Below are 24,263 nucleotides of genomic sequence, written 5' to 3' on the forward strand. Positions count from 1 at the left end.
GGGCGGACAGCCCGGCATGCTCGCCTCCTACGCCAAAGCGGCGGCCGGGCTGCTTCCGCTGCCGAGCGGCGGGGACGGTTCGCTGCCGCAGCGCACCCTCGAGCTGCCCGGCTACCGCGTGGACCCGGACCACCTGGCCGCGTACGCGCGGGTGTGCGGCCTGCGGCTGGCCGACACGCTGCCGCTCACCTACGGGTACGTGCTCACCTTCCCGTCGGTGATGAAGCTGATGACGGCGCGCGACTTCCCGCTGCCGGCGATCGGCATGGTGCACGTGGGCAACCGGATCGAGCAGTTGCGTCCGGTATCGGCGTCCGAGCCGCTTGACCTGCGCACCCACGCCGAGGGCCTGGGCCCGCACCGCAAGGGCACGCAGGTGCGGCTGGTCAGCGAGATCAGCGCGGACGGCGCGCCGGTGTGGCGGCAGACCAGCACGTTCCTCAAGATCGGCGGCGGATCCGGCGAGGATGCGTCCCAGCGCCCCGCGCAGAAGGACGCCGCGCCTGCGGATCCGGGCGAGCCCACCACGACGCTGCGCGCGGATCAGAAGATCATCAGCCGGTACGCGTCCGTGTCCGGGGACCGCAACCCCATCCACGTCTCGTCGCTGGGCGCCAAAGCATTCGGCTTCCCGCGGACCATCGCGCACGGCATGTGGAGTGCCGCAGCGGCGCTCGGGGCACTGGAGGGCAGGGTCCCGGAACACGCGGTGTACGACGTGCGCTTCGGCAAGCCGATGGTGCTGCCGGCCAAGGCCGACGAGTACGTGCGGCGATCCGACGACGGCTGGGCGCTGGAACTGCGGCACCCCAAGAAGCAGTACCCGTTCCTCACCGCCACCCTCGCCGAGGGCTGACCGTCCGCCGGCGGACGGTCGTCACACGACGCAGCACCCCGCCCCCGTGGACCGCACGGGGGCGGGGTGCTGCGTCGTGCGGCTAGTCCTTCTTCTTGCCCGCCAGGCCGCGCCACGCCAGCCCGGTGACGATGGCAATCGCGTTCTCCACGTCGATGTCCGATTCCACCAGGCGGTTGGCCACCGCCTCGCCCGCGCCGACGAGAGCCACGGCCATCAGCTCGAACTCGGCGTCGTCGTGCCACTCCGTCGTACCGGCCTTGAGCAGGCCGGCCGTGAGCTCGACCAGCTTGGCGCGGTTGGCGTTGATCTCGTCGGCGAAGGTCCCGGACGAGGCGGCCTCGCGCACCATGACCCGCCAGGCGTTCCGGTGCTCGCCGACGAACTCCAGCACGGCTCGCAGCGTGAACTCGAGCGTTTCACGCGGGCCCGCAGCGGGCGCGGCGCGCTCGGTGATGGCGGCGATGAACCGTTTGCTCTCGCGGTCGAGGCACGCCTCGAAGAGCTCCTCCTTGGAGCCGTAGTAGAGGTACAGCATCGGCTTGGAGATCTCCGCGTGCTTCGCGATCGCGTCCATGGACGTGCCGTGGTAGCCGTACTCCGCCAGCACCGCGATGGCCGAGTCCAGCATCTGCTGTTCACGCACGGCCCGCGGCAACCGTTTCGCTCGCGTGCCCATCCCGCTCCTCACCATCTGCGTCACAAGAATCCCAATTCAACTTACTTCACGGTAGGGATCGGTAGGGCGCGTTCCCGGCCACCGGGATCACGCGGCCGCCGTCACCCGCACACCGGCAGCCCCTTCATCTTCGCAATCCGCACCACCGAGTCGTCCACACGGTCCATCGGCAACGCCCCGGAGTCCACCTCCTGCTCCAGCCTGTCGAGCACCGCCGGCACCTGGTCCGTGGTCAGCCACAGCGCGACGTCGGCACCTGCCTCGAGCGCGGCGGCGACGGCGTCCGGCACCGAGTACGAGTCGCTGATGGCGTCCATGCCGGACAGGTCGTCGGTGAAGATCACCCCGCCGAACGGGGGTGCGCCGTAGCCGGTGCCGTCGCGCAGCAGCGACATCGCGGCCGGGCTGAGGCTGGCGGGGACGCCGTCGGTGAGCCCGGGGACGTCCAGGTGCCCCACCATGACGCCCACGTCGGGCTGCTCGGCGATGAGCTGCCGGAACGGCACCAGGTCCTTGTCCTGCAGCTGCGCCAGCGGGGGCACCGACACGGCGCCGTTGTGCGAATCGCCGCTGGACGAGCCGTGCCCGGGGAAATGCTTGATCACCGGGTGCACGCCTGCGTCGCGCAGCCCGCGTGCCACCGCACCGGCGTAGTCGGAGACGGTCTGCGGGTCGTCGCTGTAGGAGCGGTCGCCGATGACGTCGTCGTCGGGCTGCGCGCTGACGTCGGCGTCGGGCGCGAAGTCGACGGTGATGCCGAGATCGCGCAGCTTCCCGCCCCGCTCGAGCGCCATCCGATACGCCTCGTCGACGCTCATCGTCCGCGCCACCTCGCGCGCCGAGGGTGCGGGGCCGATGAGGTCGGCGACCCGGGAGACGCGCCCGCCCTCCTCGTCGATCGTGATCATGGGCGGCGGGGCCGCGATGTCCGCGTCGTGCACCTTCGCCGCACCCCCGCCGGTGAGCATCGACGGGTCGGTCCAGCTGCCGACGAACACGCCGCCCACCTGCTCGGAGGTGACGACGTCGAGCGCATCCTGCGTGCCGGTGACGCCCACCACCAGCATCTGCGCCAGCTTCTGCCGGGTGCTCAACGACGCGAGCAGGTCGGATCCTTCGCACGCGGGTGCGTCGGCGGACTGCGCCCCGTCGCCTCCGGGCCCGCCGGCCGTCGGCGCGGACGGCTGTGTCGAGGCGCCGCCCTGCGGCGCGGCCGTGGTGGCGGGCGCGGAGGTCCCGTCGCCCGCATCCCCGGATCCGCACGCCGCCGACACCACGAGCCCCGTGGTGAGCACCGCGGCGATTCCCAGCCTGCGCACACCGATACGCCTGTTGCCGAACACCATTACCGCGTCTCCTTCACGTACTGCCAGGCTCCGTTTCACGTACTGTCAGGCTTCGTCGCGCTGCACGGCTGCGAGCACCGTACCGCGAACCCCGGAAATGCCCCGGCGTGCGCGGGGCCGGTAGTAGGTTCGTCGATGAGCACGCCGCATTCATTTCGACCGAAAGCGCAGGTGACAGTCGATGTCCACCGAACCGGCCGATCTCATCGTCATCGCCTATGACGGCACCGAGAACGCCCGGCGCGCCATCCGGTACGCGGGCCGATTCCTCGCTGCCGAGCGCGCGATCCTGGTGACGGTGTGGGAGCCGATGGTGCGGCAGGCGGCGCGCATGTCCGGGCTGTCGGGCATGATGCAGCCGGACTGGCTCCCCGACGACGACACCGAGGACATCGCGCACGTGGAGGCGCGGGAGGTGGCCGAGGAGGGCCTCAAGCTGGCCGCCGACGCCGGCCTGCAGGCCGAGGCCCGCTGCATCGAGTCCGGCACCACCGTGTGGACCACCATCGTGGAGATCGCCGACGAGCTCGACGCCGACGTCATCGTCACGGGCACCCGCGGCACCACCGGTCTGCGTTCGCTCATCCATTCCAGCACGGCCGACCAGGTCCTGCGTCACAGTCACCGGCCGGTGATGATCGTCCCCCCGGGCAAGTGAGCCGGCTTGCGCAATCCCGGCGGTAGTCCCGGCGGAGTGCCCGATACCGGTAGCGGCGGCCGGGACGCGAGCGCCCCCGGGCGCGCCGGCATCGCGGCGGGGTTCCTGCTGTCCGGCCCCGGCGGGACGGTGTCCGCCACCGGCCGCACCCGCTCGTTCGACGATGCCCGCGCAGCTGCGGCGGCCCTCCGCTCGGGGGCCGCGGCGATGGTGGTGGGCGCGCTGCCTTTCGACCCGGCGGCCCCCGCAGCCCTCACCGTCCCCGAGTCGGTCACCCGCTCCGCCGGAGCGTGGGTGCCGCACCCCGACGCGCCGCAGCTGAGCGCCGACGCGCTCCGCGTGCACGTCACCGGCTACGTCCCCAGCGCCGAGGAACACCTGGCGCGCATCGGACGCCTGCTGCACAGGGTCGACGACGGCGAGCTGGACAAGGTCGTCGCCGCGCGCGCCGTGCTGCTGGAGGCCGACGCCCCCATTTCGCGCACGGCGCTGCTCGCCCGCCTGGTGGCCGGCGACACGGCGGGCAACGGGTTCACCGTCGACCTGAGCCCCGCCGGCGGACGCTACGCGGGGCGGGCGCTGGTGGGCGCCAGCCCGGAGACCCTCGTGCGCCGGCGCGGGCGGCGCGTCGAGTGCCGCCCGCTGGCGGGAACCGCCGCCCGGACGCCCGGGGCCGCACAGTCGGGCGGTCCAGAGCAGCCGGGCGGGGCGGGCGATCCGGCCGCCCGCGCGCTGCTGAACTCGGGGAAGAACCTCCGCGAGCACGCCTTCGTCGTCGACTGGATCCGCGGCGCACTGGCCCCGCTGTGCAGCGGGCTCGACGTGCCGCCCACGCCGACGCTGCTTTCGACCCCCCACCTTTGGCATCTGGGCACCGAGATCAGCGGCACGCTGGCCGACCCGTCCACCAGCGCCCTCGACCTGGCGCTGGCGCTGCATCCCACCCCCGCGGTGTGCGGAACGCCCACCGACCGCGCGCTGCACGCGATCCGCGAGACGGAGGAGCCCCGCGGCTTCTACGCCGGGGCGGTGGGCTGGTGCGACGACGACGGCGACGGCGAGTGGGTGGTGGCGATCCGCTGCGCGGAACTGTCGCCGGACAGACGCAGCGCGTTGGCGCACGCGGGCGGCGGCATCGTGGCGGGCTCGCGGGCCGACGCAGAGCTGGCCGAGACCGACGCCAAGCTGCGGACGCTCCGCCGGGCGCTGGGGGCGTGAGCACGATCCGGGTGATAACTTTGGGACCAACGATCCCGAGGAGACTTCATGAAGTTCACTGTGCCCGCAGTCGTCAGCGCGGTCATCGGCGTGGCGGTCGCTCTCGCGGTGGTCATCCCCGTGACCTCGGCCATCGAGGGCACTTCGCGCCCCGACACCGCAGCATCGTCCAACCCGTCGGACGCCCAGGTCCAGTACGGAACCCGCTGACCCGGGCGTCCTGAGCATCACCTTTCCGCGCGGGCGCCGCCGGCGCCCCGCATCCACCTCCGGCGCCGGGTCGGAACGCCACACCGGGACCCCACCCCGCACGGCGGACGGCGTCGTCGTCGCCCCGGTCCCCCGCCGATGGCTGTGGGCCGCGTCGGCCGTGCTCATGGTGCTGGCGTTCTGCCAGTCGCCCGGCCGCATCGTCGCGGACACCAAGCTGGATCTCACCGCGAATCCGCTCGGATTCCTGGCGCGCGCGGCGCACCAGTGGTCCTCGATCGCCCCCCTCGGCCAGGTGCAGAACCAGGCCTACGGCTACTTCTTCCCGCACGGCGCGTTCTTCGCGCTCGGCGACCTGGCGCATATCCCCCCGTGGGTGACGCAGCGACTGTGGTGGGGCCTCCTGCTGGCCGTGGGTTTCTGGGGCGTGGTCCGGGTGGCCGAGGCGCTGGGCATCGGCAGCCGCACATCCCGCCTCATCGCGGGCGCGGCCTTCGTGCTCGCCCCACGCGTTCTGACCACCATCGGACCGATCTCCTCGGAGACCCTGCCGGTGATGCTGGCCCCCTGGGTGCTGCTGCCGGTGATCAGGGCACTCGACGGCGGGGCGCTCGATCCGCCCGGGACACGCCCCGCGTCGATGCGCATGCTCGCCGCCCGGTCCGCGGCGGCGGTGGCGCTGATGGGCGCCGTCAACGCCGTGGCCACGGGCTTCGCCTGCCTCATCGCCGGACTGTGGTGGATCGCGCACCGGCCCGACGCCCGATGGCGTCGATTCACCGCCTGGTGGGTGCCCATGATGGCGGCGGCCTGCCTGTGGTGGCTCGTGCCGCTGTGGCTGCTGGGGCGGGTGAGCCCTCCGTTCCTGGACTTCATCGAATCCTCCTCCACCACCACCCGGTTCGCCGCGCTTCCGGAGTTGCTCCGCGGCACCAGCTCGTGGACCCCCTTCATCTCGCCGACCACCGCCACCGGTGTGGAGCTGGTCAGCGAGCCGATGCTGGTGCTGGCCACCGGCCTGATCGCGGCCGCGGGGCTCGCCGGCCTGGCCATGCGGCGGATGCCCGCACGCGGGCGGCTGCTGTCGATCCTGCTGGTGGGCCTGGTGGGGATGGCCCTCGGCTACGACGGAGCCCTCGGCTCCGCGGTGGCCGAGCAGGTGCGCGCGTTCCTCGACGGAGCCGGCGCGCCGCTGCGCAACGTGCACAAGCTCGAACCGCTGCTGCGGCTGCCGCTGGTGTTGGGGCTGGCGCACCTGCTGGCCCGCGTCCCGCTGCCCGGATCGGTGCAGTGGCGCAGGGCCCGCAGCGCGCTGGCGCATCCCGAGCACGAGCCGATGACGGCGGTCACCGCGCTGGTGGCGGCCGCGCTGATGCTGGCCTCCAGCCCGGCCTGGCTGGGCAACCTGGCGCCCCCCGGCGGCTATACCGCGATTCCCGACCACTGGCACCAGGCGGCCGATTGGCTCGCCGAACACGCGGGATCCGGCGAGGCCACCGCGGCCGGCATGACCCGTGCTCTCGTCGTCCCCGGCGCTCCGTTCGCCATCCAGGAGTGGGGCATGACGCGCGACGAGCCGCTGCAGCCGCTCGCCGAGACGCCGTGGGCGGTGCGCGACGCAATCCCGCTGACCCCGCCGGGCGCGATCCGCGCGCTCGACGCGATCCAGCGGCAACTCGCCGACGGACGCCCGTCCGACACGCTCGCACCGACCCTCCGCCGCATGGGGATCGGGTATCTGGTGGTGCGCAACGACCTGGACCCCGAGCTGGCGCGGGCGCCCCGGCCGCTCGTCGTGCACGCCGCGATCGACGGCTCCCCCGGGCTGGCGCGCGCCGCGGCATTCGGCGACCCCCCGCTGCCCGCGACGCGGCAGGTGCCGGCGGACGATTCGGGTGACGATTCGGAGGGCCGGGAATCCGTCACCGAGTTCCAGGATGCGGGCCTGCGCCAGGACTACCCCGCCATCGAGATCTACCGGGTGGGGGCCGACCCGGTCACCGTCGCGCCCTACACCGTCGGACTCGACGACGTGCCGGTGGTGGCCGGCGGGCCGGAGGTGCTGGCGCGCCCACGAGCCGTTCCGGCGGGCACAGCCGATCCGGCGGGCACAGCCGATCCGGCGGGCACAGCCGATCCGGCGGGCACAGCCGATCCGGCGGGCACAGCCGTTCCGGCGGGCACCGCCGATCCGGCGGGCACAGCCGTTCCGGCGGCAGCAGGCCCCGCGGGCGCGCGCCCCGTCCCCGTCGTGCTGTACGCCGACGCCCGGGCCGCCGGCCTCGACCCGCCCGGCGTGGCCGTCACCGACACCCCCACCGCGCGTGAACAGGACTACGGGCGGGTCACCGACGGCACGTCGGGCATCCGCGCGGCCACCGATCCGCGCCGCACGCCCAACGTGGCGCCCGATTACCCCGTGCCCGGCGCCGGCCTCGTCGAGGGCCGTTGGGTGGGGGCCACCGTCACGGCGTCCGGCTCCGCGGCCGACGCCACGCAGCTGGGCGGCGTGAATCCGGCGAGCGGCACGACGGCCGCATTCGACGGCGACGACACCACGAGCTGGGTGAGCGGCGGGGCGGACAGCGCCGTGGGCCAGTGGCTGCGGATGGATCTGGACGCGCCGATCCGCTCGGGGACCCTCACGCTGCGCACCGATCGCATGGCCGTGGGCCCGCCCGTCACGGCGATCGAAGTGCAGACTGCCCGCGGCACCATGGGCGCGGAGGTGCCGGAGCCGGGCGCCGAGGTGACGGTGCCGATCCCGCCGGGCACCACCGAGTGGATCCGGATCGAGGCGGTGCGCACCGCGGACGGCACGGCCGGGCGCCAGTTCGGCCTGTCCGAGGTGTCGCTGACCACGCCCGACGGCCCCGTCGACGTGCACCGCGAGGTGGTGCTGCCGCCACCGCCGCCCGACGCCCGGGTGACCCGGTGGAGCCTGGGGCAGGAGTTCCCCGGGCGCAGGCAGTGCGCGGCGACCGGCGGCCGGGTGCTCTGCGACACCACGCTCGGCGGCTCGGCCGAATCGCCCGGGAAGTTCACCCGCACCATCGACGCCCCGGCGGACGTCCCGCTGGGCGCGGAACTCACCGTGCGCGGACGGCCCGGGCAGGACCTGGACGCGCTGCTCACCCCGGCCGGCGGCGTGCGCGCCGAGGCCGACTCGGACATCGTCGACCCGCGTGGCAACGCCCACGCCGCCGTCGACGGCGACCCCGCCACCAGCTGGTACGCCGCGGATTCCGCTGCCCGCCACGCCACCTCGTCGCCGACGATCACGTTGCGCCTGCCCCGCGAGCACGAGGTCGCGAGCCTGCGCGTGACCCCGCCGGCCCCCGCCCCCGGCGGCCGGGACGGGCAGTCGATACCGGCCCGGCCCACCACCGTCACCGTGGACCTGGGCACCGGCCCGCAGCAGCGGGACGTGCCCGCCGACGGGATCATCGAGCTGACGCCCGCGCGCACGGACACGGTGACGGTGTCGGTCACCGACTGGCAGGAGGTCCCGGTGCACGGGGCCTTCGGCCGCCGGAAGGACCAGGCCCCCGGGATCGCGGAGCTCGCCGCGTACGCCGGACCGCACGGCACCGACCGCATCGGCACCGCCGCGGACCCGGACGCGGCGGCCACCGTCGGCTGCGGCGACGGCCCCGTCGTCACGATGAACGGACGCGCCGTCCACACGTCCGTCACGGCGACGGCCCGGCAGCTGCGGGACGGCACGCCGGTCACCGCGACCGTGTGCGGCGGAGCGACGCTGCAGCCCGCCGCGGGCCCGGACGACCTGACGGTGCGGCCCGGCGGCGCGTTCACGGTGTCCACGGTGACGCTCACGCCGCGGCCGTCGGGGGCACCGGAAGCCTCCGCCGCGGCATCGGCGGCGCCGCAGCCCGCACGCGTCGAGAACTGGGGCGACGACCACCGGGTGATGCGGCTGCCCGCGGCGGCCGCCGACCGTCTCCTGGTGGTGCCGGAATCGACCAACCCCGGCTGGGTGGCCCGCGACGCGGCCGGCACGGAACTGCAGCCAATCGTCGTCGACGGGTGGCAGCAGGGGTGGATCGTACCCGCGGGCGCCGCGACCACAGTGGAGCTGACCTTCCCGAGCGACCACTGGTATCGGCTCGGCCTGTTCGGCGGGCTCGCGCTGCTGCCACTGCTGTTCCTCGCCGCGGCGGTCCCGGCCCGGCGCCGCGAACGCACCGGGTTCGGCGCGGCGACCCGCACGTGGTCGTCGACGGCCGCGGGGGCCGCGGGCGTGCTGGCTGCGGGATTCGCCGTGTCCGGTCCGGCCGGGCTGGCGGTGACCGCCGCGGGCCTGGCGGCGACCGCGACGGCACCCGTGTGGGTGCGACGGATCCGCGCCCGCGGCGGGCGGCGCGACGGCATCGCGGCCCGGATCGCCCGCGCGTTCGCGACGGGACGCGCATGGCCGGTGGTCGCCGGCGGCGGCCTCATGCTGTCCATCGGAGTGCTGGCGACGGGGCCATGGCTCTCCGGGATGCCCTACCAGGGGCATTCCCCGTGGGCTCAGCTGTTCGCGCTGATCGGCGTGGCGGCGGCGGGTGTGTCGGCCGTGCCGGCATCCGGGCGCCTGCGTGCGTGGGCCCGGCGCGCCTCCCAGCGCACCAGGGCGCGGCGGGCAGGCTCCTCCACCAAGGCGTAGGAGGCCGCCGAGACCAGCACACTGAGCACAAGCGTCGCGATCCACACGAACAGCATGTGCCCGCCGAACATCGGCAGCCCGAAGGCGGGGAACACCATGGCCAGCACTGCGACATGCCACAGGAACAGCGCATACGACCAGCGGCCCAGCGCCAGCGCCACGGGGCCCGACAGCCACCGGTGCGCGCCGCGGTCGCGTCCGTCGCCGGGCGCCGCAAGGGTCAACGGCGCCAGCAACGCGAATCCGATGACGGCGCCGAGCCCGATCTTGCACGCGTACTGCCACGGCGCCGGCTGCACCAGACCCGGCGGCCCCGCCAGATCCGTGCACGCCAACGCGTAGGCGACGACGGCCACGCCCAGCATCGGCGCCGGACGCGCGATCAGCCTGCGCAGCCGCCCGTGCTCCAGGGCCGGCGGAGTCGCCGGCGCCGCAGCCTGCCCGGTCGCGCGTGCGGAGGCCCGTGCTGTCGCCGCCATTGCGGCCGCCGCCATTTCGGCCAGCACCATCCCCGACGCGAACCACGCCGCATGCCCCTGCAGCCAGGTGTCCGTATTGACGCCGTCCGGCACCGGCAGGTCCACGTAGCCCCAGAACAGACCGGCCACGCCCACCGCGATCAGGATCGGCACCCGCAGCCGGGTCCGGCGCCCGCGCAGCCGGATCATCAACCACGCGACCAGCGGCAGCACCAGGTAGAACGTCATCTCCACCGACAGGCTCCACAGCTGCGTCAGCCCCGCCGTCAACGCGTACGGGACGTACACCTGGGTGAGCGTCAGGTTGGCGAACCACGTCGATGCGGATGCCGAGGCGGAATCTGACGCCGCCCCGCCCACCGGCAGCAGCCACAGGACCGCGACCACCAGAACCAGGTACGCGGGCATGATGCGCACCAGGCGCGAGCGGTAGTAGCGGGCCGTCGCGGGCCGCGGGCGCAACCCGCGCGCCGCCTGGGCGTGCGGGCGCCACAGCAGAAACCCGGAGAGCGCGAAGAACAACGCCACCGCCAGGTCCAGCCGCCCGAAGACCCGGCCCGGGACGGTGTCCACCGCATTGCCCGTCTGGAACGCCACGTGCGTGGTCATCACGCCGATCGCCGCGAGCGCGCGCATCCCCTCGAGCGCGGGGATGAACCCGCCGCGGGCCGCCGCGCCGCGCGCCGCCATCCCCGCCGCGTCCACCTCAGCTCCCGCCGTAGCCGTCATCGCGCTCCAGTATGCCGCCCCGCCGGAACCGGCGGCGGCCGACGCAGGGCGTTTCCCGACCCGCGGCGCGTCACCGGACGGACCGGCGGACGCGACCGTGCTGTTAGTCTCACGTCCAACGTGTGCTCATCCTGCGCAGCGCGTACGCGGCGCGCCGTGTCACGTTGCGCGGCGCGCACCATGCCGGGAGCCACAATGGCAGGGGCCACAGTGTCAAGGGCACGACACCGGGCCCAACGACGACAACCCGCCCGGGCCGGGCGGGAACACGAGGAGCGGGGATGGCGAAGAAAAGGCTCGGCAGTGCGGGGATCGTCGCCTGCATCCTGATCGGCCTCGGCGTGTTCCTGGTGGTGGTGGCCATCATGCTTCCCACCTACACCAAGGGCAAGGCGCTCAAGACTCCGCTCGACCTGCACGTGGAGACGGTCGCCACCGGCAAGGGCGCGGTGCTCGACGCGTCGTCGCTCGTGGCCGGCGCGCCCGAGGTGGCGCACGACGTCGAGCTCGAAGCAATCCGCAACGTCACCGTGCAGGACCCGTCCAACGAAGACGTCATCACCCTGCAGGCGGGGCAGCGGCTGCTGCGCATGGACAAGCCGGCCCCCAAGTCCGATGCGCCCACCGCCCGGGATCCGCGCCTGATCAACGCCTCCGTCGACAAGGTCACGCTGGACCGCGTCACGTCCATGCCCGTCAACAACCCGGACAGCCCCAACGGCGTCTGGACGGACGCCGGCGGGCAGATGGACCCGGTCCCGCGCGACGGACTGCAGTACAAGTTCCCGTTCAACGTCGAGAAGAAGTCCTACCCGTACTTCGACCTGACCTCGCGCACCACGCACCCGATCGACTTCGCCGGCGAGGAGGAGATCGACGGGTTGAAGGTCTACCACTTCACCCAGGACATCGCGCCGGTCGACCTCGCCAAGACCGTGGGCGGCACCTCGGACAAGCTGACCATCCCGGCGAAGGCGCTGGGCGTCACCGGCGAGGGCGACGTCGAGGTGCACCGCTTCTACACCAACCAGCGCGACCTTTACGTGGACCCGGTCACCGGCGTCATCGTCAAGGGCCGCGAGGTGATCAACCAGTACTTCGCCCAAGGAGCCGACGACGACGCCCGCATCACGGCGCTGTCCGTCAGCCCCGAGACCGGGCTGACCTTCGACCAGGACACCGTCGACTATCAGCTGGAGCAGGCGCGCAACGGCCAGGACGACATCCAGCTGGTGACGTTCACGATCCCGCTGATCGCCGGCATCGTCGGTGCGATCGCACTGCTGGCGGGGCTGATCCTCGGATTCCTCAGGGCCGGCCTGCCCGGCCGCCGGGACGACGACCGCTACGACCCGCCCACCGAGCAGATCCCCACGTACTGACGGGGCGGCCCCCGCCGGCGGGGGCCCGCAACGACAGCAGCACCGCCACCGTGACCGCCGCGGTCGTGCCCAGCGCACAGACCGCGGCGGTCACGGCCATCTGCGCCACCGACGACGCGAACGCCAGCGCCACGCCCTCCGCCGCCAGCCCCGCCCACGCGAGGGCCGCCAGGCGCGTCGCATCGCGGGCGATCGCCGACAGCAAGGCCCCCTGCAGCACCGAGAACGCGGCACCGACGAACGCGAACAACCACAGCAGCCCCACGACGGGCCGGTACTGCTCCCCCACCAGGATCGGCACCAGCGGCGCCGCCGCCGCGGCGCAGGCGACCACGCCCACGCCCAGGCCGGCGAGAACCGCCAGGGTGAAGCGCACCGCGCGCAGCGAATGCTCGGGCCGGGCCATCCGCGGATAGAGCACCACCCCCACCGCCGCGGGCAACCAGAACGCCGCCTTGGTGGCCACCGACCCCATCGCGTACACGCCCGCGTCGGTCTCGGCCAGCACCACGCGGGCCATCATCAGATCGATGGACGTGAGCAGCATGAGCACCAGCTGCACCTGGGAGGCGCGCAGCACCGACGCCGTCGCCGCCCTCGAGCGGCCGGGGTCCGCGGCCGCCGCCGTCCCGTCCTCCGCCGTCCCGTCCTCCACCGTCCCGTCCGCCGCATCGTCGACGCCGGTACGCGCAACGACCGCGCGCGCCAGCAGCACCGCCACGGCCGTCCCCGCGGTACTGGCGGCGAGCGCCGCCGTGGCTCCCCCGCCGGCGAGCAGCACGACCGCCGCCGGCAACACCTTGCCCAGACCCGCGATACCCAGCACCACGCCCAGCGCCGGGAAACGCTCGTGACCCTGCAACGCACCCTGCTCACCCGCGAGCAGCACCAACATCGGGGCCATCGCCATCGCCGCGGCGGCCGCCGTCACCGGCGTGTCGAGCACCGCGGCCAGCAGCGGAGTCGCGGCCGCCGCCAGCACCGTCACGATCGCGGCGGTCCGATACGTCAGCGCGCGCCCCGCCCACGGCGCTGTGTTCCGCTGCGCTGTGTTCCACTGCACTGTGTTCCGCTGCGCTGTGTTCCACTGCACTGTGTTCCGCTGCGCTATCTCGCGCGCGATGACGGCCTGCAACGCCAGCGCCGGAACCGCCAGCACCATCTGCGCCGTGACCAGACTTGCGAACATCCCGTAGCCCGCGGGCAGCAGCAGGCGCCCGGCCACCAGGTAGAGCACGTAGGACAGCGCATTGGCGGTCATCGCGCCCGCGGTCACCCACGTCATGCCCGCAACAGTGCTGCGGCCCGCGGCGCCCGCCCCCGGCGACCGCGCCGCGCGGATGCGGGACAGCCGCCCGTCCGTCAGGGTCCGCCGGTTCGCCGTCACGCTCCCATGCTCCCAGGCGGGCGGCGAAGCGTGCGCCAGTAGTCTCTCGGTCATGCGCGCGCAGGCTCCGTCGACCGGTTCCGCCGCCGTCCGCGTCCGCCGTGCGCCCGCCGCCGCGCGGGCGGCGCTGCCGACGATCACGCTGGCACTCTGGCCGCTCGCGCTGGCGCTGCTGATCGTCGGCCCGTTGCTGGGCGGCGGGTACCTTCTGCTGCGCGACGCAGTGAGCGCCCCCCGCTCGTTCTTCACAGACGCCGCGCTGGGCGTGTCGGATTCGGCGCCTCGCGCTGTCCCTCAGGATGTCCTGGTGGCCGCCTTGTCGTCGGTCCTGGACGGCGGCATCGTGGTCAAGGCCGTGCTCGTGCTGGCGTTGTGGGCCGCCGGCGCGGGGGCGTCGGCGATGGTCGGCGTCCTGCTGCCCGCACGCGGGCTGGGGCTCCGCGCGGCCGGCCTGGCGGGGCGGCTCACCGCGTCGACCCTGGCCGTGTGGAACCCCTTCGTGGCCGAACGCCTCCTGCAGGGCCACTGGAGCCTGCTCACGGGCTACGCCGCGCTGCCATGGCTGGTGTGGGCGGGAGTGCGCATGCGCAGCGCCCCGGCCGCGGGGATCGGCGTCACCCTCCTCGCTCTCGCGCTCGCCGGGCTGACCCCCACCGGCGCGGTTCTGGCCGTCATCGTCGCCCTGGTGGTCGCGGCACTGCCCGGCGGGTGGCGGCGGGCCGTGCGCGTCGCGGTCATCGTCGCCGGCTTCGCCGCGGTGGCGGCGCCCTGGCTGATCACCGCCGCGATGGCCGCGCCCGGATCCACATCCGATCCGGCCGGGGTCGACGCCTTCGCCGCCCGCGCCGAGCCGCACCTGGGCACGCTGGGCAGCCTCGCCGGGCTCGGCGGCATCTGGAACTCGCAGGCGTTGCCGCCATCACGCACAGGCGCGGGCGCGCTGATCGGCACGCTGATCCTGCTGGCGCTGGTGGCGTGCGGTGTACGCGGGCTGTGGCGGCGCCGAGCGCACCCGGTGATCGCGGCCGTCGTGGTCCTCGCAGTGCTCGCGGTGGTGCTGCCGGCGCTCGGGGCGACCGCACCCGGGCTCGCCGCCGCGCGCTGGGCGGTGGAGAACGTGCCGGGCGCGGGCCTGTTCCGCGACGCGCAGAAGTGGGTGGCGCTCGCCATGCCGGGCTACACGCTGGCCGCGGCGCTGGAGGTGCGCGCGCTCTCACGGCTGCCGCGGCGACTCCCCGGAATCCGCGCACGCGTTGTACGGGATCACCGCGAGAATCGGCGCGCGGCTGCACAGAAGGTGCGCGGATCTGTGGGGGCGTACGCGGCCGCCGCAGCCATTTCGAGCGCGGTGCTCATCGCGGCGCTGCCGTCGCTGGCGTGGGGCGTCGGGGGCGCGCTGCAGCCGGCGCACTACCCGCAAGGCTGGGACCGGGTGGCGGCGATCGTCGACTCGGCGCCGTCCGACGGCGCGATGGCGACGCTCCCCGCCGGATCATTCCGCGATTTCGCGTGGACCCGCGGCCCCGTGCTGGACCCGGCGCCCCGGTACTTCCGGACCGACGTGCTCGTCACCGGCGACCTGCTCGTCGGTGACACCACGGTGGGCGGCGAGGGGACGCGGGCGCGCGACACCGAGGAGGCGCTCCTGGCCGGAGCCGCACCCGCCGTGCTCGCCCACGAGGGGGTGCGCTGGGTCCTGGTGCAGCACGGCACCCCGGGGACGCTCGGCGACAGCGCCGCCACCCTCGCCCAGGCCGAGCAGGTCTACTCGGACCCGGACGTGAGCCTGTACCGAATACCGGGGCCGGTGGCCGCCACGGGGTCGACCTCAGCCGACCGGGGACTGGCGTGGGCCGGGCACGCACTGTGGCTCGCCGCCGCGGTCACGGGGGCCGCGCTGACGGGCGGCGCGGCCCTGCGGCAGCGCATGCGCCTGCCGCAACGCGCCTGAGCGTGCGGCGACCCCCGCCTCAGCGCGCAGGATCGACCGCGGGCGCCGAGGCCTCTGCCAGCACCGGGACCGCCGCGAGCGCCGGGTCGATCACGGGCACAGGCCGTTCCTGCTGCGGCCGCGCCCCCACGAGTCCGCTCACCCGGCGCCCCTTCGCCACCTCGTCGAGCACCCCCAGGAACGCCTCGCCCGACCGCTCCCACGAGAACTCCTGCACCCGCGTGCGCGCCTTCCGGCCCAATTCCGCACGCAGGTTGGCGTCACCCACAAGCTCGGACACCGCGGCGACGAGCTCCTCGCGGTCGTCGACGAGCAGACCGGTCACGCCGTCGAGGACCGAGTCGGTGAGCCCGCGTGATCCGCGGTAGCCCACCGTCGGCACCTCGTGCTGGGCGGCCTCGACCACGACCAGCCCCCAGCCTTCCTTGCGCGACGGCATCACGTGCACCCACGACTGCGCCAGCAACCGGTGCTTGTGCTCCTCTGACACGTGCCCGTGGAACGTGACGGCATCGGCCACACCCAGCTCGCGGGCGTGCCGGTGCAGCGGTTCCGACCACCAGCCGTCGCCGATCACGTCGAGTCGCAGGTCGGGCATCAGCGGCCGCAGCCGCGCCAGCGCGTACATCGCGTCTTCGATTTGCTTGTGCGGCACCAGCCTCGACAGCACCACCAGGCTGGGGTGCGCCGTGCGGCTGACCGCGCAGCCCGGGGTCACTGCCGCGGGCACGGGGTCCAGGCCGGCGCGGACGACGGCGATCCGCTCGCCCTCCACTCCCAGCGTCTCGAGCTCCTCCGCGGACGGCAGCGACACCGTCAGGTACTGGCGGCGCCGGTGCAGCCGGGGCGAGGCCACCGACTCGAGCCACCAGCCCAGCCGGCCCAGCGCGCGCCCTGCCACCGGCCACTGTTCCTTGTGGCAGTGGTGGACGAGCACGGCCACGGGCGCGCCCGCCACCAGCGCAGCGAAGAAGGGGATGCCGTTCTGGGTGTCAACGATTACATCGGGCCGCGCGCCGCGCAGCGGGCCGACCCCGATGCGTCCCAGCGCGATCGCCGCGAGGGCGCGCGGATAGACGGTGATCCGGCCTCCGCCGCGGCTGACCCCGATGCTGCCCAGCCGACCCCGCGCGGGTGCTCCCGGGTATCCGGCGGTGCGCAGGGTGACGCGCACTCCGCGCCGGGCGAGCTGCTCGCCGACCTGCTCGAGATACCGCTCGCTGCCGCCGCCCTGCGGGTGTCCGGAATCACGCCAGCACAGCAGCAGCACCTCGCGTACCGGCCCCGCGCCACCCGCGCGCTCAATCGCGAGATCGACGCCGGTCACGGCGCTATCGTCTGCCGCTCCGGGCGCAGCGGTTCCACCGGACTCCTGCACGGACACGCATGCAGGATAACGGCTGATCCGCCGCCCGGCCATGAGGCCCGGGCGGCGTCCCGGCGGCACCGATCATCCGAAGAGGTCCGCCAGGCTGCCGACGCTGCCGGTGTCGAGGCTGCCGAGCATCTGCCCCACCACGCCGAACTCGTAGTTGACGGCACGCAGGTAGACGGTGGCGTGCACGCTCGGGTCGGCATCGCCGGCCCCGTCCTGCCCCTGTTCCGGCGTCGCATCTCCGCCCGGCACCGTGCCGCCGCTGATGCAGGTGCCGAGCGCCGTGTACGCGCCGCCGCCGAGCGCGTAGTCGAGCGTGTTCCGTGCGCCCGGATCCACGCGCGTCACCGCGTCGGGGTCGATCGGGGAGACCTTGCTCGCGGTGTCGTCGTCGGCGAGCGGGTCGTCCTCCGCCGCGGGGGCATCGGCCGCGGGGGCATCGGCGAGCGCCGCGGCGGGTGCGGGCTCCCCTCCGGTGCCCGCATCACCCGTCCCGCCCGTGTCCCCGGTGCCTGCGTCACCGGTTCCCGAGTCACCGGTTCCCGAGTCACCGGTTCCCGAGTCACCGGTTCCGGAGTCGCCGTCCCCCTGCTGCTTGCGTTCGATGAACCCCTGGACGATCTCCTTGACCTTCGAGTCCAGCTCGCCCACATACACGTACGGGCCGTAGCAGGTGGTGTTCACCGGGCCGGCCGGGGGCGCGAAGGCCACCGCCGTGTCCGAACCCTCTGCGGCGGTCGTCAGCTCGGCGGTGTCCAGGCGCATCTGGACGTCCGGGAGTTTGTCCGCGAGCGACGCGGACGCGACACCGGGCCCCGCCGCCAGCACCGTCGCCACCACCGTCATCCCGGCTGCTGCTGCACCTGCGGTACGCCCCATCTTCATTCGCCCGGTCTCCTTACTGCGGTTACTTCCCACACGACGACTCTTCCGACCAGGCGAACGTTAAGAACCACACGCGCCGACGACAAGCCCCACTGTGACGACTCACCCGCACCGGTGTCTGCGGTCATGAAAGCGCGGCGGCCCGGCAGGCAAAGCCGCCGGGCCACCGCGGAGCTTCCGCCGTACTACCCCTTGCTACCGGAAAGGCTCCCGAACAGGCTCCCCAGGCTTCCTGTGCCGGCGTCGCCACCGCCGGTGCCGCCGGTGCCGCCGCCGACGTCGTATCCGATCGTGCGGACGTAGATGTCCATGCCGGTCACCGTCGAGTTGCCCTCGCCGTCATTCGTCGCAGTGAAGCACTCCCCGACGGCCGTGTACTTTTCCTTGCCATCAAGCGTGTAGGCGAAGGTGTTCGAGTCCTCCGAGAGCACCATCCCGGACGGCAGGTCGATGCCCTGTTGCTCGAAAACGTTCGGCGTACCGACTCCGCTCATCATAAAGCTGAGCGTCAACGCGGCGAGATTCTCATCGCCATCGGCCTGGCCAACAATGGGATCGTAGAACCCGGCTTCCACCAGCACGTCTTTGAGCCCATCCGGCAGCACCGCGGTGAACTGCGACGCATCGACACCATCCATACCTTCGCCGGAGGCAGCACCTTCGCTGATCTTGTCGATCTGTTCCTGCGTGAGTTGACCCGCGTAGACAAGCGGGCCGAAGCATAGCTCGTCATCGGCCATCGCACCCGGCGCGAATTTCACATCGGTGACCGCTCCAACCTCTTCCGCGGTCAGCCGGCCATCGTTTACGTGGACGGCAGGCGTCACGTCCGGGCTCTCTGCCGCGCTCGCCGCAGTCGGAGCCGCAATCAACACCATGGCTGCGGCAGCGGCGATTCCGCTCACCATTGTCTTCGTGTTCATGATTTCTCCCAATCCTATACCGACAGCGACTTCAACACATTGACTATAAGCATTCGAAACTGCCGATAGAAAGCAGGAAAGAAAAAGTACTGTCATTGAATGACACACGATGGATCCTGGAGCCCGGCGGCGTGTCCACGGCCATCACCTTTACACAGCCCGCGCCGCGGACCACTACCCTCGACCCGTGCCCCGATCGCCCCTGCGCAAGCGCATCTCCACCGCCACCGCCCGCTTCGCCCGACGCGCCACGTTGCGGCGTTCCGTGCGCCTGCTCGGCGCGTTCCGCTTCGAGCAGTCCGACCCCGACAGGTTCTACCGCCCCCTCGCGCGGGACTCGGCCGAGATGATCGAGGACCTGCACCGCGGCGCGACGGGGACGGGCCTCGGCGGGTGCACCGTGCTCGACGTCGGCGGTGGCCCCGGCTATTTCGCCGACGCCTTCCGCGTGGCCGGCGCCCGCTACGTCCCCGTCGAGCCTGATCCGTCGGAGATGCACGCGCGCGAGATCGACCTGACCGGCGTCGCGATCCGCGGCTCCGGCACCGCGCTGCCGATCCGCGACGGCGCCGTCGACGTGTGCTTCTCCTCCAACGTGGCCGAGCACGTCGCCGAGCCCTGGCGGATGGCCGACGAAATGCTGCGCGTGACCAGACCCGGCGGCATCGTCGTGCTGTCCTACACCCTGTGGTGGGGCCCGTTCGGCGGCCACGAGACGGGCCGTTGGCACTACCTGCTCGGCGGCGAGGGCGCGGCGCGACGCTACCGCCGGATCCACGGGCATGAGCCGAAGAACCGCTTCGGCACGTCGCTGTTCGCCGTGCACTGCCGCGACGGGATCGCCTGGGCCCGCTCCGCGCCGTCGGGCGAACTGCTCGCCGCGTTCCCGCGGTACCACCCGCGCTGGGCGTGGTGGCTGGTCCGGGTGCCGATGGTGCGCGAGGTGCTGGTCAGCAACCTGGTGCTGGTGCTGCGCAAAGCGTGACAACGCCCTGCCCTGGCTTAACTCTGTAACAGGTTCTACTCTATGTGATAGATATCTCCCGGACGCGCTCACGGCCGGGCACGCACCACACACAAGGAGAACAGATGACCGACTACGACACCCTGTTCATCGGCGGAAAATGGGTGGCCCCCCACGGCTCGGAGCGTATCGACGTCACCTCGCCCGCCACCCTTGAGCACGTGGGCAGCGTGCCCGCCGCCGACGATGCCGACGTCGACGCCGCAGTCGCCGCCGCCCGCGCCACCGTTGACGACGGCGCGTGGGGACGCACCTCCCCCGCCGAGCGCGCCGCGATCCTCACCAAGGCCGCCCAGCTGATCACGGAGCGCAAGGACGACCTGATCGCACTCACCTCCTCGGAGATGGGCGCCACGCACGCCGGCGTCGACATGATGCAGATCACTCCGTCGCTGGCCACGCTCAACGCATATGCCGCGCTGGCGGAGACATTCGCCTGGGAGGAGACGCGCCACGGGATGTTCGGCGAGTCGCGCGTGATCCGCGAGCCCGTCGGCGTCGTCGCCGCCGTCACCGCGTGGAACGTGCCGATCTTCCTCGCCGTCAACAAGCTTGCCCCCGCGATCATGGCCGGCTGCGCCGTGGTGCTCAAGCCCGCGCCGGACGCGCCGCTGTCCACGAACGCCATCGCCGAGATCTTCGCCGACGCCGGCCTCCCCGAGGGCGTGCTGTCGGTGGTGCAAGGCGGCGCCACTACAGGCGAGTACCTGGTCAACCACCCGGACGTGGACAAGGTGACGTTCACCGGTTCCACCGCGGTGGGGCGCAAGATCGGCCGGTCGGCGGCAGACCAGCTCAAGCGCTGCTCGCTGGAGCTCGGCGGCAAGTCGGCCGCGATCGTGCTCGAAGACGCCGACCTGGCCGCGTCGGCCCCCATGCTGGCGATGAGCGGCCTGATGAACTCGGGCCAGGCGTGCGTGGCGCAGACCCGCATCCTGGCACCCCGCTCCCGCTACGACGAGGTGGTCGAGGCGCTCAAGGGCATCGTCGAGGCGATGATGAAGGTGGGCGACCCCACCGACCCGGCCACACAGATCGGGCCGGTGATCAACCAGACCCAGCGCGACAAGATCGAGGCCTACATCGCCAAGGGCACGCAGGAGGGCGCCCGGCTGGTGCTCGGCGGCGAGCGGCCCGCGGACCTCGGCGACGGCTACTACGTGGCGCCCACGATCTTCGCCGACGTCGACAACACCATGACGATCGCCCGCGAGGAGATCTTCGGGCCCGTCCTGTCGGTGATCCCCTACGACACCGAGGACGACGCCGTGGCCATCGCCAACGACTCCGACTACGGCCTGGCCGGCTCGGTGTGGACCACCGACGTCGACCACGGCCTGGAGGTGGCGCGCAAGATCCGCACCGGCACCTACGGCATCAACTGGTACGCCTTCGACCCGGGCTCGCCGTTCGGCGGGTACAAGAGCTCCGGGATCGGCCGCGAGTGCGGGCCCGAGGGCATCGACGCGTTCTGCGAGATCAAGTCGGTGCTCATGCCCGCCGGTTACACCAGCGCCTGATCCGCTCCCCGACCCGACCCGACAGCGCGACTGTATGCGGAAACCGCCGGAATCCCCCGGGATCCGGCGGTTTCCGCATACGTACCTCCGGCCGGCGGGCGAGGCGGGACGGCAGATCACCAGGCGGCGCCGACCCGCGCGAACATGCTGTCGACATAGCCCAGGAGCGTCGCCTGCATGGCCAGCAGGTGCTTGTCCACGCGCAGCACGTCCCAGCCGATATCCCGGTACTCCGCATACCGCGCGATATCGGATGAACGCTTGTCCTCGGAGCGCCGGTGCCAGTCGCCGTCGTACTCGATGCCCGCCTTCCACTGCGGCCACGCCAGGTCGATGCGGGCATGCAACTGTCCGTACTCGTTGAGGACCGGATACTGAGTACTCGGCCGCGGGTATCCGCGCCTGGCGAGCAGCAATCGCAGGCGCGTCTCCGGCGGTGAGGCCGCACCGCCGTCGACCAGGCTCAGCACGGCGCGAAGCCGGTCGCCGCCGGCCGCCCGCGGATGGGCCTTCGCCACCTGCGCGATCGCGGCGGCGTCGATGCGGGTGGCGTTGCACAAGGCGTCGAGCAGGATCAACCGCCGAATGAAGTCCTCATCACCACGCGCGTCCCAGCACCGGTCCGCAGAGGCGGGGTGCCGCGCCAGGTCGAACCCCGTGCGCGCCGGCGTCGTCACACGCATCCCCTGCACCACCGCGACCTCGTCCAGGGGCAGATCCGACGTCCAGACCGTGATCCCCGGCGTGGGCCGGGTGCTGGCGGAGCGCGGCCGGATCAATACCGGGGGCTCGAGGTCGTGATACTCGTACGCATCCCACTCGTGCTCGCGATAACGGTAGGGCGCTGTCGTGTGCGCCGGGTTCTCCCGCCTCCTGCGCTGGTCGAGGTATCTGGTGCCGAGCACCGCGGCCGCCGACCGTCCGCCGAGCACCCCCCGGCCGCGCCCGTACAGCCACGCCGCCTCCGCCATGATGCGCGCCGTACGCTGCGTGCCCGGATCGGCGTACACGCCCCGGAGCAACCGCACCTGATGTTCGCGCAACCGCCGATCGCTCAGCCCGCTGCCCGCCCGCACGCGGACCCTCCCCCGTCTTTCCCCCATGCGCCCCATGATTCCGGACGCCTCGCGCGGCGCCCTCTCGTCCCCCGCCTCACACCTCGCGAGCGCCTGCGGAAACCGCCGGAAGCGACAACGATCCGGCGGTTTCCGCATACGGATACCCGCACACGGCTCGCGCCCCGTGCCGGCGAACCGGAGCGGGGCGCGAGTCGTGACTGAAGTGACCCGGTCAGCCGCCGATCTGGTCGGCGATGATGGTGCTGCCCGCCTGGAGCGCCAGGCTGCCGAATCCGGCCGCCGGCGCGATGCTGCCGATGCCGTTGGGCACGATCACCGGCTGGATGGTGAGGTTCTCGGCCAGGTCGCCGAGGAGGGCGGAGAAGTCGCCCGCGGCGATCGCCCGGATGATGTCGACGATACTGCCGCCGCTGACCTCGGTGCACGTGCCCATCAGCAGGTAGACGCCGTCGGCCGGGGTCCATTCGGTGGTCGACGGGTTCGGCAGCGGCTGCGTGCCGATGATCGGGATCCGCACGCCCGACGCGGCCGCACCGAACTTCACGTTGTCGCCGCCGCTGGTGAGCAGCTCGCCGATGCGGCCCCAGTCCTGGGTGGCGTAGGCGACGCCCACCTCCAGGGCGGTCTCGCCGCTGACGAGGATCGGCAGGCACAGCTGATTGCCGACCGTGTCCTTCGTGGTCACCGTCAGGTCGCTGACGTCCTGCTCGACGGTGACCGTCGGCGCGTCGGCCATTGCGACCGCGGGCGCGGCCACCGCCGCCCCGCCCGCCAGCGTCGCGGCCGCGACCACGCCGACTCCGACCTTCTTGAGCTTCCCGATCCTCATGACGATCCCCTGCCGTTGGACTGCTCCGAGCCCCCGACCGGCCGCGTTGCAGTGATTCTCACTACTTCTTGGCGGTTATCATCACCCATGAAATCCTGATCGGCAAGCGGTTCGGGCAACCCGAACCACTCAGGGTCGGCAGCTCGGTCAGCCCTGGAACTTGGGGGAACGCTTCTCCAGGAACGCAGCGACGCCTTCGCGTCCCTCAGGGGAACCGGCGCTGACGCCGATGGCGGTCGCCTCGGCGAAGAGCTGGGAGCGCAGGTCCCGCTGCTCGCCGTCGCGCACGAGCGTCTTGAGCCGCCCGTACGACGCCGTCGGACCGTTGGCCAGCTGGGAGGCGAGCCGTGACGCCTCGCCGACGACCTCGTCGTCGTCCACCACCCGGCTGACGACTCCCATCGACAGCGCGTCCGTGGCCCGCAGGACGGATCCGGTCATCGCCAGATCCATGAAGCGCACCCGCCCCATGGTGCGCGGCAGCGTCCAGCTCATCCCGCCGTCGGGGGTGAGCCCCACGGCGAGGTAGGCGGGGCGGAGCTTGGCCGAGCGCCCGCACACCACCACGTCTCCGATGCCCGCCAGGCTCATGCCGGCGCCGCCGACGCCGCCGTGCAGGCCGATGACCACCGGCACGTCGAGTTCGGCGAGCGCGGCCACGGACTCGTGCAGCCGCGTGGCGAGGGCGTCGAGGAACGGCCCCGGCTCCTCGGCGGCGCCGAACTCCTCGAGATCCCCGCCGAGGCAGAAGTGCTTGCCTTCGCCCAGGATCAGCACCGCACCGATTCCATCGTCGACCTGGCGTACCGCGTCGGCCAGCGCGTCGGCCAGCGGCATGTCGATGGCGTTGCCGTTGCCGGGCCTGTTCAGGCTGATGGCGAGGACCCGCCCCTCGCGCTCGACCAGCACGGGCGGTGCGGGGGCTTCCGTCCCGGCGGGATGCTCGACGGTCTCGGTGCTGTCTGCCATCGTCTGCGGCCTCTCAGTTCTTCGTTCAAGTCTGTCGGGTCTGCCGGCGACGCCGCGGCCGGTTCCGGCGCGCGCCGCGCGAAGGCATCGCCCTC

General features: G+C 72.9%; 18 protein-coding genes and 1 pseudogene. 9 read left to right on the forward strand and 10 right to left on the reverse strand.

From position 1 onward, the window contains the following. Positions 1-16 precede the first annotated feature (16 nt). A complete protein-coding gene (locus FO059_RS15655) occupies positions 17-856 on the forward strand; it encodes a MaoC family dehydratase (protein ID WP_143910825.1) in 840 nt (279 codons plus the stop codon). A gap of 82 nt (positions 857-938) precedes the next feature. Here the strand turns inward: FO059_RS15655 and FO059_RS15660 are convergent, their stop codons facing one another. Together FO059_RS15660 and FO059_RS15665 are read right to left on the reverse strand one after the other, a co-directional pair. Then, positions 939-1,535 carry a TetR/AcrR family transcriptional regulator gene (locus tag FO059_RS15660; protein WP_143909899.1) on the reverse strand — a complete coding sequence of 199 codons (597 nt, stop codon included), beginning with the start codon at positions 1,533-1,535 and terminating at the stop codon, positions 939-941. Positions 1,536-1,636: 101 nt separating this feature from the next. Next, on the reverse strand, positions 1,637-2,881 hold the full coding sequence (locus FO059_RS15665) for a glycoside hydrolase family 3 N-terminal domain-containing protein (RefSeq protein WP_143909900.1): 1,245 nt from the start codon (positions 2,879-2,881) through the stop codon (positions 1,637-1,639). Positions 2,882-3,062: 181 nt separating this feature from the next. Between FO059_RS15665 and FO059_RS15670 the strand changes: the two genes are divergently transcribed. The 4 genes and pseudogenes from FO059_RS15670 to FO059_RS19025 all read left to right on the forward strand — a co-directional run. Further along, a complete protein-coding gene (locus FO059_RS15670) occupies positions 3,063-3,539 on the forward strand; it encodes a universal stress protein (RefSeq protein ID WP_143909901.1) in 477 nt (158 codons plus the stop codon). 90 nt (positions 3,540-3,629) lie between these two features. Then, on the forward strand, positions 3,630-4,757 hold the full coding sequence (locus tag FO059_RS15675) for an isochorismate synthase (protein ID WP_372497857.1): 1,128 nt from the start codon (positions 3,630-3,632) through the stop codon (positions 4,755-4,757). A 48-nt stretch (positions 4,758-4,805) separates the two neighbouring features. Continuing rightward, positions 4,806-4,967 (forward strand): DUF2613 domain-containing protein, encoded by a 162-nt coding sequence (locus FO059_RS15680; protein WP_143909902.1) that lies wholly within the window; start codon positions 4,806-4,808, stop codon positions 4,965-4,967. A 166-nt stretch (positions 4,968-5,133) separates the two neighbouring features. After that, positions 5,134-8,529: pseudogene (locus FO059_RS19025) on the forward strand (alpha-(1->3)-arabinofuranosyltransferase domain-containing protein); the annotation flags it as partial. A gap of 971 nt (positions 8,530-9,500) precedes the next feature. Here FO059_RS19025 and FO059_RS15690 read toward each other — a convergent pair. After that, positions 9,501-10,844: an acyltransferase family protein gene (locus FO059_RS15690; RefSeq protein WP_408033851.1), complete on the reverse strand. Its 1,344-nt coding sequence runs from the start codon at positions 10,842-10,844 to the stop codon at positions 9,501-9,503. A 281-nt stretch (positions 10,845-11,125) separates the two neighbouring features. On the opposite strand from FO059_RS15690, the gene FO059_RS15695 reads away from it, so the two are divergent. Next, positions 11,126-12,226, forward strand: coding sequence for a DUF3068 domain-containing protein (locus FO059_RS15695; protein WP_143909904.1), 1,101 nt, complete (start codon positions 11,126-11,128; stop codon positions 12,224-12,226). Here the strand turns inward: FO059_RS15695 and FO059_RS15700 are convergent. Beyond that, positions 12,153-13,667, reverse strand: coding sequence for a polysaccharide biosynthesis protein (locus tag FO059_RS15700; protein ID WP_199256965.1), 1,515 nt, complete (start codon positions 13,665-13,667; stop codon positions 12,153-12,155). The two genes, FO059_RS15695 and FO059_RS15700, sit on opposite strands and share 74 nt — an antisense overlap. Between FO059_RS15700 and FO059_RS15705 the strand changes: the two genes are divergently transcribed. Continuing rightward, on the forward strand, positions 13,666-15,564 hold the full coding sequence (locus tag FO059_RS15705; RefSeq protein WP_235671095.1) for a hypothetical protein: 1,899 nt from the start codon (positions 13,666-13,668) through the stop codon (positions 15,562-15,564). The two genes, FO059_RS15700 and FO059_RS15705, sit on opposite strands and share 2 nt — an antisense overlap. Positions 15,565-15,583: 19 nt before the next feature. On the opposite strand, the gene FO059_RS15710 is transcribed toward FO059_RS15705, so the two are convergent. The 3 genes from FO059_RS15710 to FO059_RS15720 form a co-directional block, all read right to left on the reverse strand. Continuing rightward, positions 15,584-16,891 carry a glycosyltransferase family 4 protein gene (locus tag FO059_RS15710; RefSeq protein WP_233266660.1) on the reverse strand — a complete coding sequence of 436 codons (1,308 nt, stop codon included), beginning with the start codon at positions 16,889-16,891 and terminating at the stop codon, positions 15,584-15,586. Between the two features lie 123 nt (positions 16,892-17,014). Further along, positions 17,015-17,824, reverse strand: a complete 810-nt coding sequence (locus tag FO059_RS15715; RefSeq protein ID WP_143909905.1) for a hypothetical protein — start codon at positions 17,822-17,824, stop codon at positions 17,015-17,017. 185 nt (positions 17,825-18,009) lie between these two features. Continuing rightward, positions 18,010-18,747 carry a hypothetical protein gene (locus tag FO059_RS15720; protein WP_143909906.1) on the reverse strand — a complete coding sequence of 246 codons (738 nt, stop codon included), beginning with the start codon at positions 18,745-18,747 and terminating at the stop codon, positions 18,010-18,012. 187 nt (positions 18,748-18,934) lie between these two features. On the opposite strand from FO059_RS15720, the gene FO059_RS15725 reads away from it, so the two are divergent. Together FO059_RS15725 and FO059_RS15730 are read left to right on the forward strand one after the other, a co-directional pair. After that, complete coding sequence (locus tag FO059_RS15725) at positions 18,935-19,732, forward strand: class I SAM-dependent methyltransferase (RefSeq protein ID WP_233266661.1); 798 nt, start codon at positions 18,935-18,937, stop codon at positions 19,730-19,732. Between the two features lie 104 nt (positions 19,733-19,836). Beyond that, positions 19,837-21,291, forward strand: coding sequence for an aldehyde dehydrogenase (locus tag FO059_RS15730; protein ID WP_143909908.1), 1,455 nt, complete (start codon positions 19,837-19,839; stop codon positions 21,289-21,291). Between the two features lie 116 nt (positions 21,292-21,407). On the opposite strand, the gene FO059_RS15735 is transcribed toward FO059_RS15730, so the two are convergent. From FO059_RS15735 to FO059_RS15745, 3 genes are all read right to left on the reverse strand, one after another. Beyond that, entirely contained in the window at positions 21,408-22,394 is a 987-nt protein-coding gene (locus FO059_RS15735; RefSeq protein ID WP_143909909.1) for a hypothetical protein, read from the reverse strand. A 187-nt stretch (positions 22,395-22,581) separates the two neighbouring features. Then, on the reverse strand, positions 22,582-23,199 hold the full coding sequence (locus FO059_RS15740; RefSeq protein WP_143909910.1) for a hypothetical protein: 618 nt from the start codon (positions 23,197-23,199) through the stop codon (positions 22,582-22,584). A 147-nt stretch (positions 23,200-23,346) separates the two neighbouring features. Further along, positions 23,347-24,168, reverse strand: a complete 822-nt coding sequence (locus FO059_RS15745; RefSeq protein ID WP_158726354.1) for an enoyl-CoA hydratase/isomerase family protein — start codon at positions 24,166-24,168, stop codon at positions 23,347-23,349. Positions 24,169-24,263 lie beyond the last annotated feature (95 nt).

It is taken from the genome of Tomitella fengzijianii (assembly GCF_007559025.1).
In the GTDB taxonomy this organism is placed as follows: domain Bacteria; phylum Actinomycetota; class Actinomycetes; order Mycobacteriales; family Mycobacteriaceae; genus Tomitella; species Tomitella fengzijianii.

Bases quoted from the DNA above. Each gene is read 5' to 3' on its own strand.
- FO059_RS15670 (WP_143909901.1), top strand. From the start codon at position 3,063: ATGTCCACCGAACCGGCCGATCTCATCGTCATCGCCTATGACGGCACC.
- FO059_RS15665 (WP_143909900.1), bottom strand. From the start codon at position 2,881: ATGGTGTTCGGCAACAGGCGTATCGGTGTGCGCAGGCTGGGAATCGCC.
- FO059_RS15745 (WP_158726354.1), bottom strand. From the start codon at position 24,168: ATGGCAGACAGCACCGAGACCGTCGAGCATCCCGCCGGGACGGAAGCC.
- FO059_RS15700 (WP_199256965.1), bottom strand. From the start codon at position 13,667: ATGACCGAGAGACTACTGGCGCACGCTTCGCCGCCCGCCTGGGAGCAT.
- FO059_RS15735 (WP_143909909.1), bottom strand. From the start codon at position 22,394: ATGGGGGAAAGACGGGGGAGGGTCCGCGTGCGGGCGGGCAGCGGGCTG.
- FO059_RS15695 (WP_143909904.1), top strand. From the start codon at position 11,126: ATGGCGAAGAAAAGGCTCGGCAGTGCGGGGATCGTCGCCTGCATCCTG.
- FO059_RS15660 (WP_143909899.1), bottom strand. From the start codon at position 1,535: ATGGGCACGCGAGCGAAACGGTTGCCGCGGGCCGTGCGTGAACAGCAG.
- FO059_RS15740 (WP_143909910.1), bottom strand. From the start codon at position 23,199: ATGAGGATCGGGAAGCTCAAGAAGGTCGGAGTCGGCGTGGTCGCGGCC.
- FO059_RS15720 (WP_143909906.1), bottom strand. From the start codon at position 18,747: ATGAACACGAAGACAATGGTGAGCGGAATCGCCGCTGCCGCAGCCATG.
- FO059_RS15690 (WP_408033851.1), bottom strand. From the start codon at position 10,844: ATGACGGCTACGGCGGGAGCTGAGGTGGACGCGGCGGGGATGGCGGCG.
- FO059_RS15730 (WP_143909908.1), top strand. From the start codon at position 19,837: ATGACCGACTACGACACCCTGTTCATCGGCGGAAAATGGGTGGCCCCC.
- FO059_RS15705 (WP_235671095.1), top strand. From the start codon at position 13,666: ATGCGCGCGCAGGCTCCGTCGACCGGTTCCGCCGCCGTCCGCGTCCGC.
- FO059_RS15655 (WP_143910825.1), top strand. From the start codon at position 17: ATGCTCGCCTCCTACGCCAAAGCGGCGGCCGGGCTGCTTCCGCTGCCG.
- FO059_RS15715 (WP_143909905.1), bottom strand. From the start codon at position 17,824: ATGAAGATGGGGCGTACCGCAGGTGCAGCAGCAGCCGGGATGACGGTG.
- FO059_RS15680 (WP_143909902.1), top strand. From the start codon at position 4,806: ATGAAGTTCACTGTGCCCGCAGTCGTCAGCGCGGTCATCGGCGTGGCG.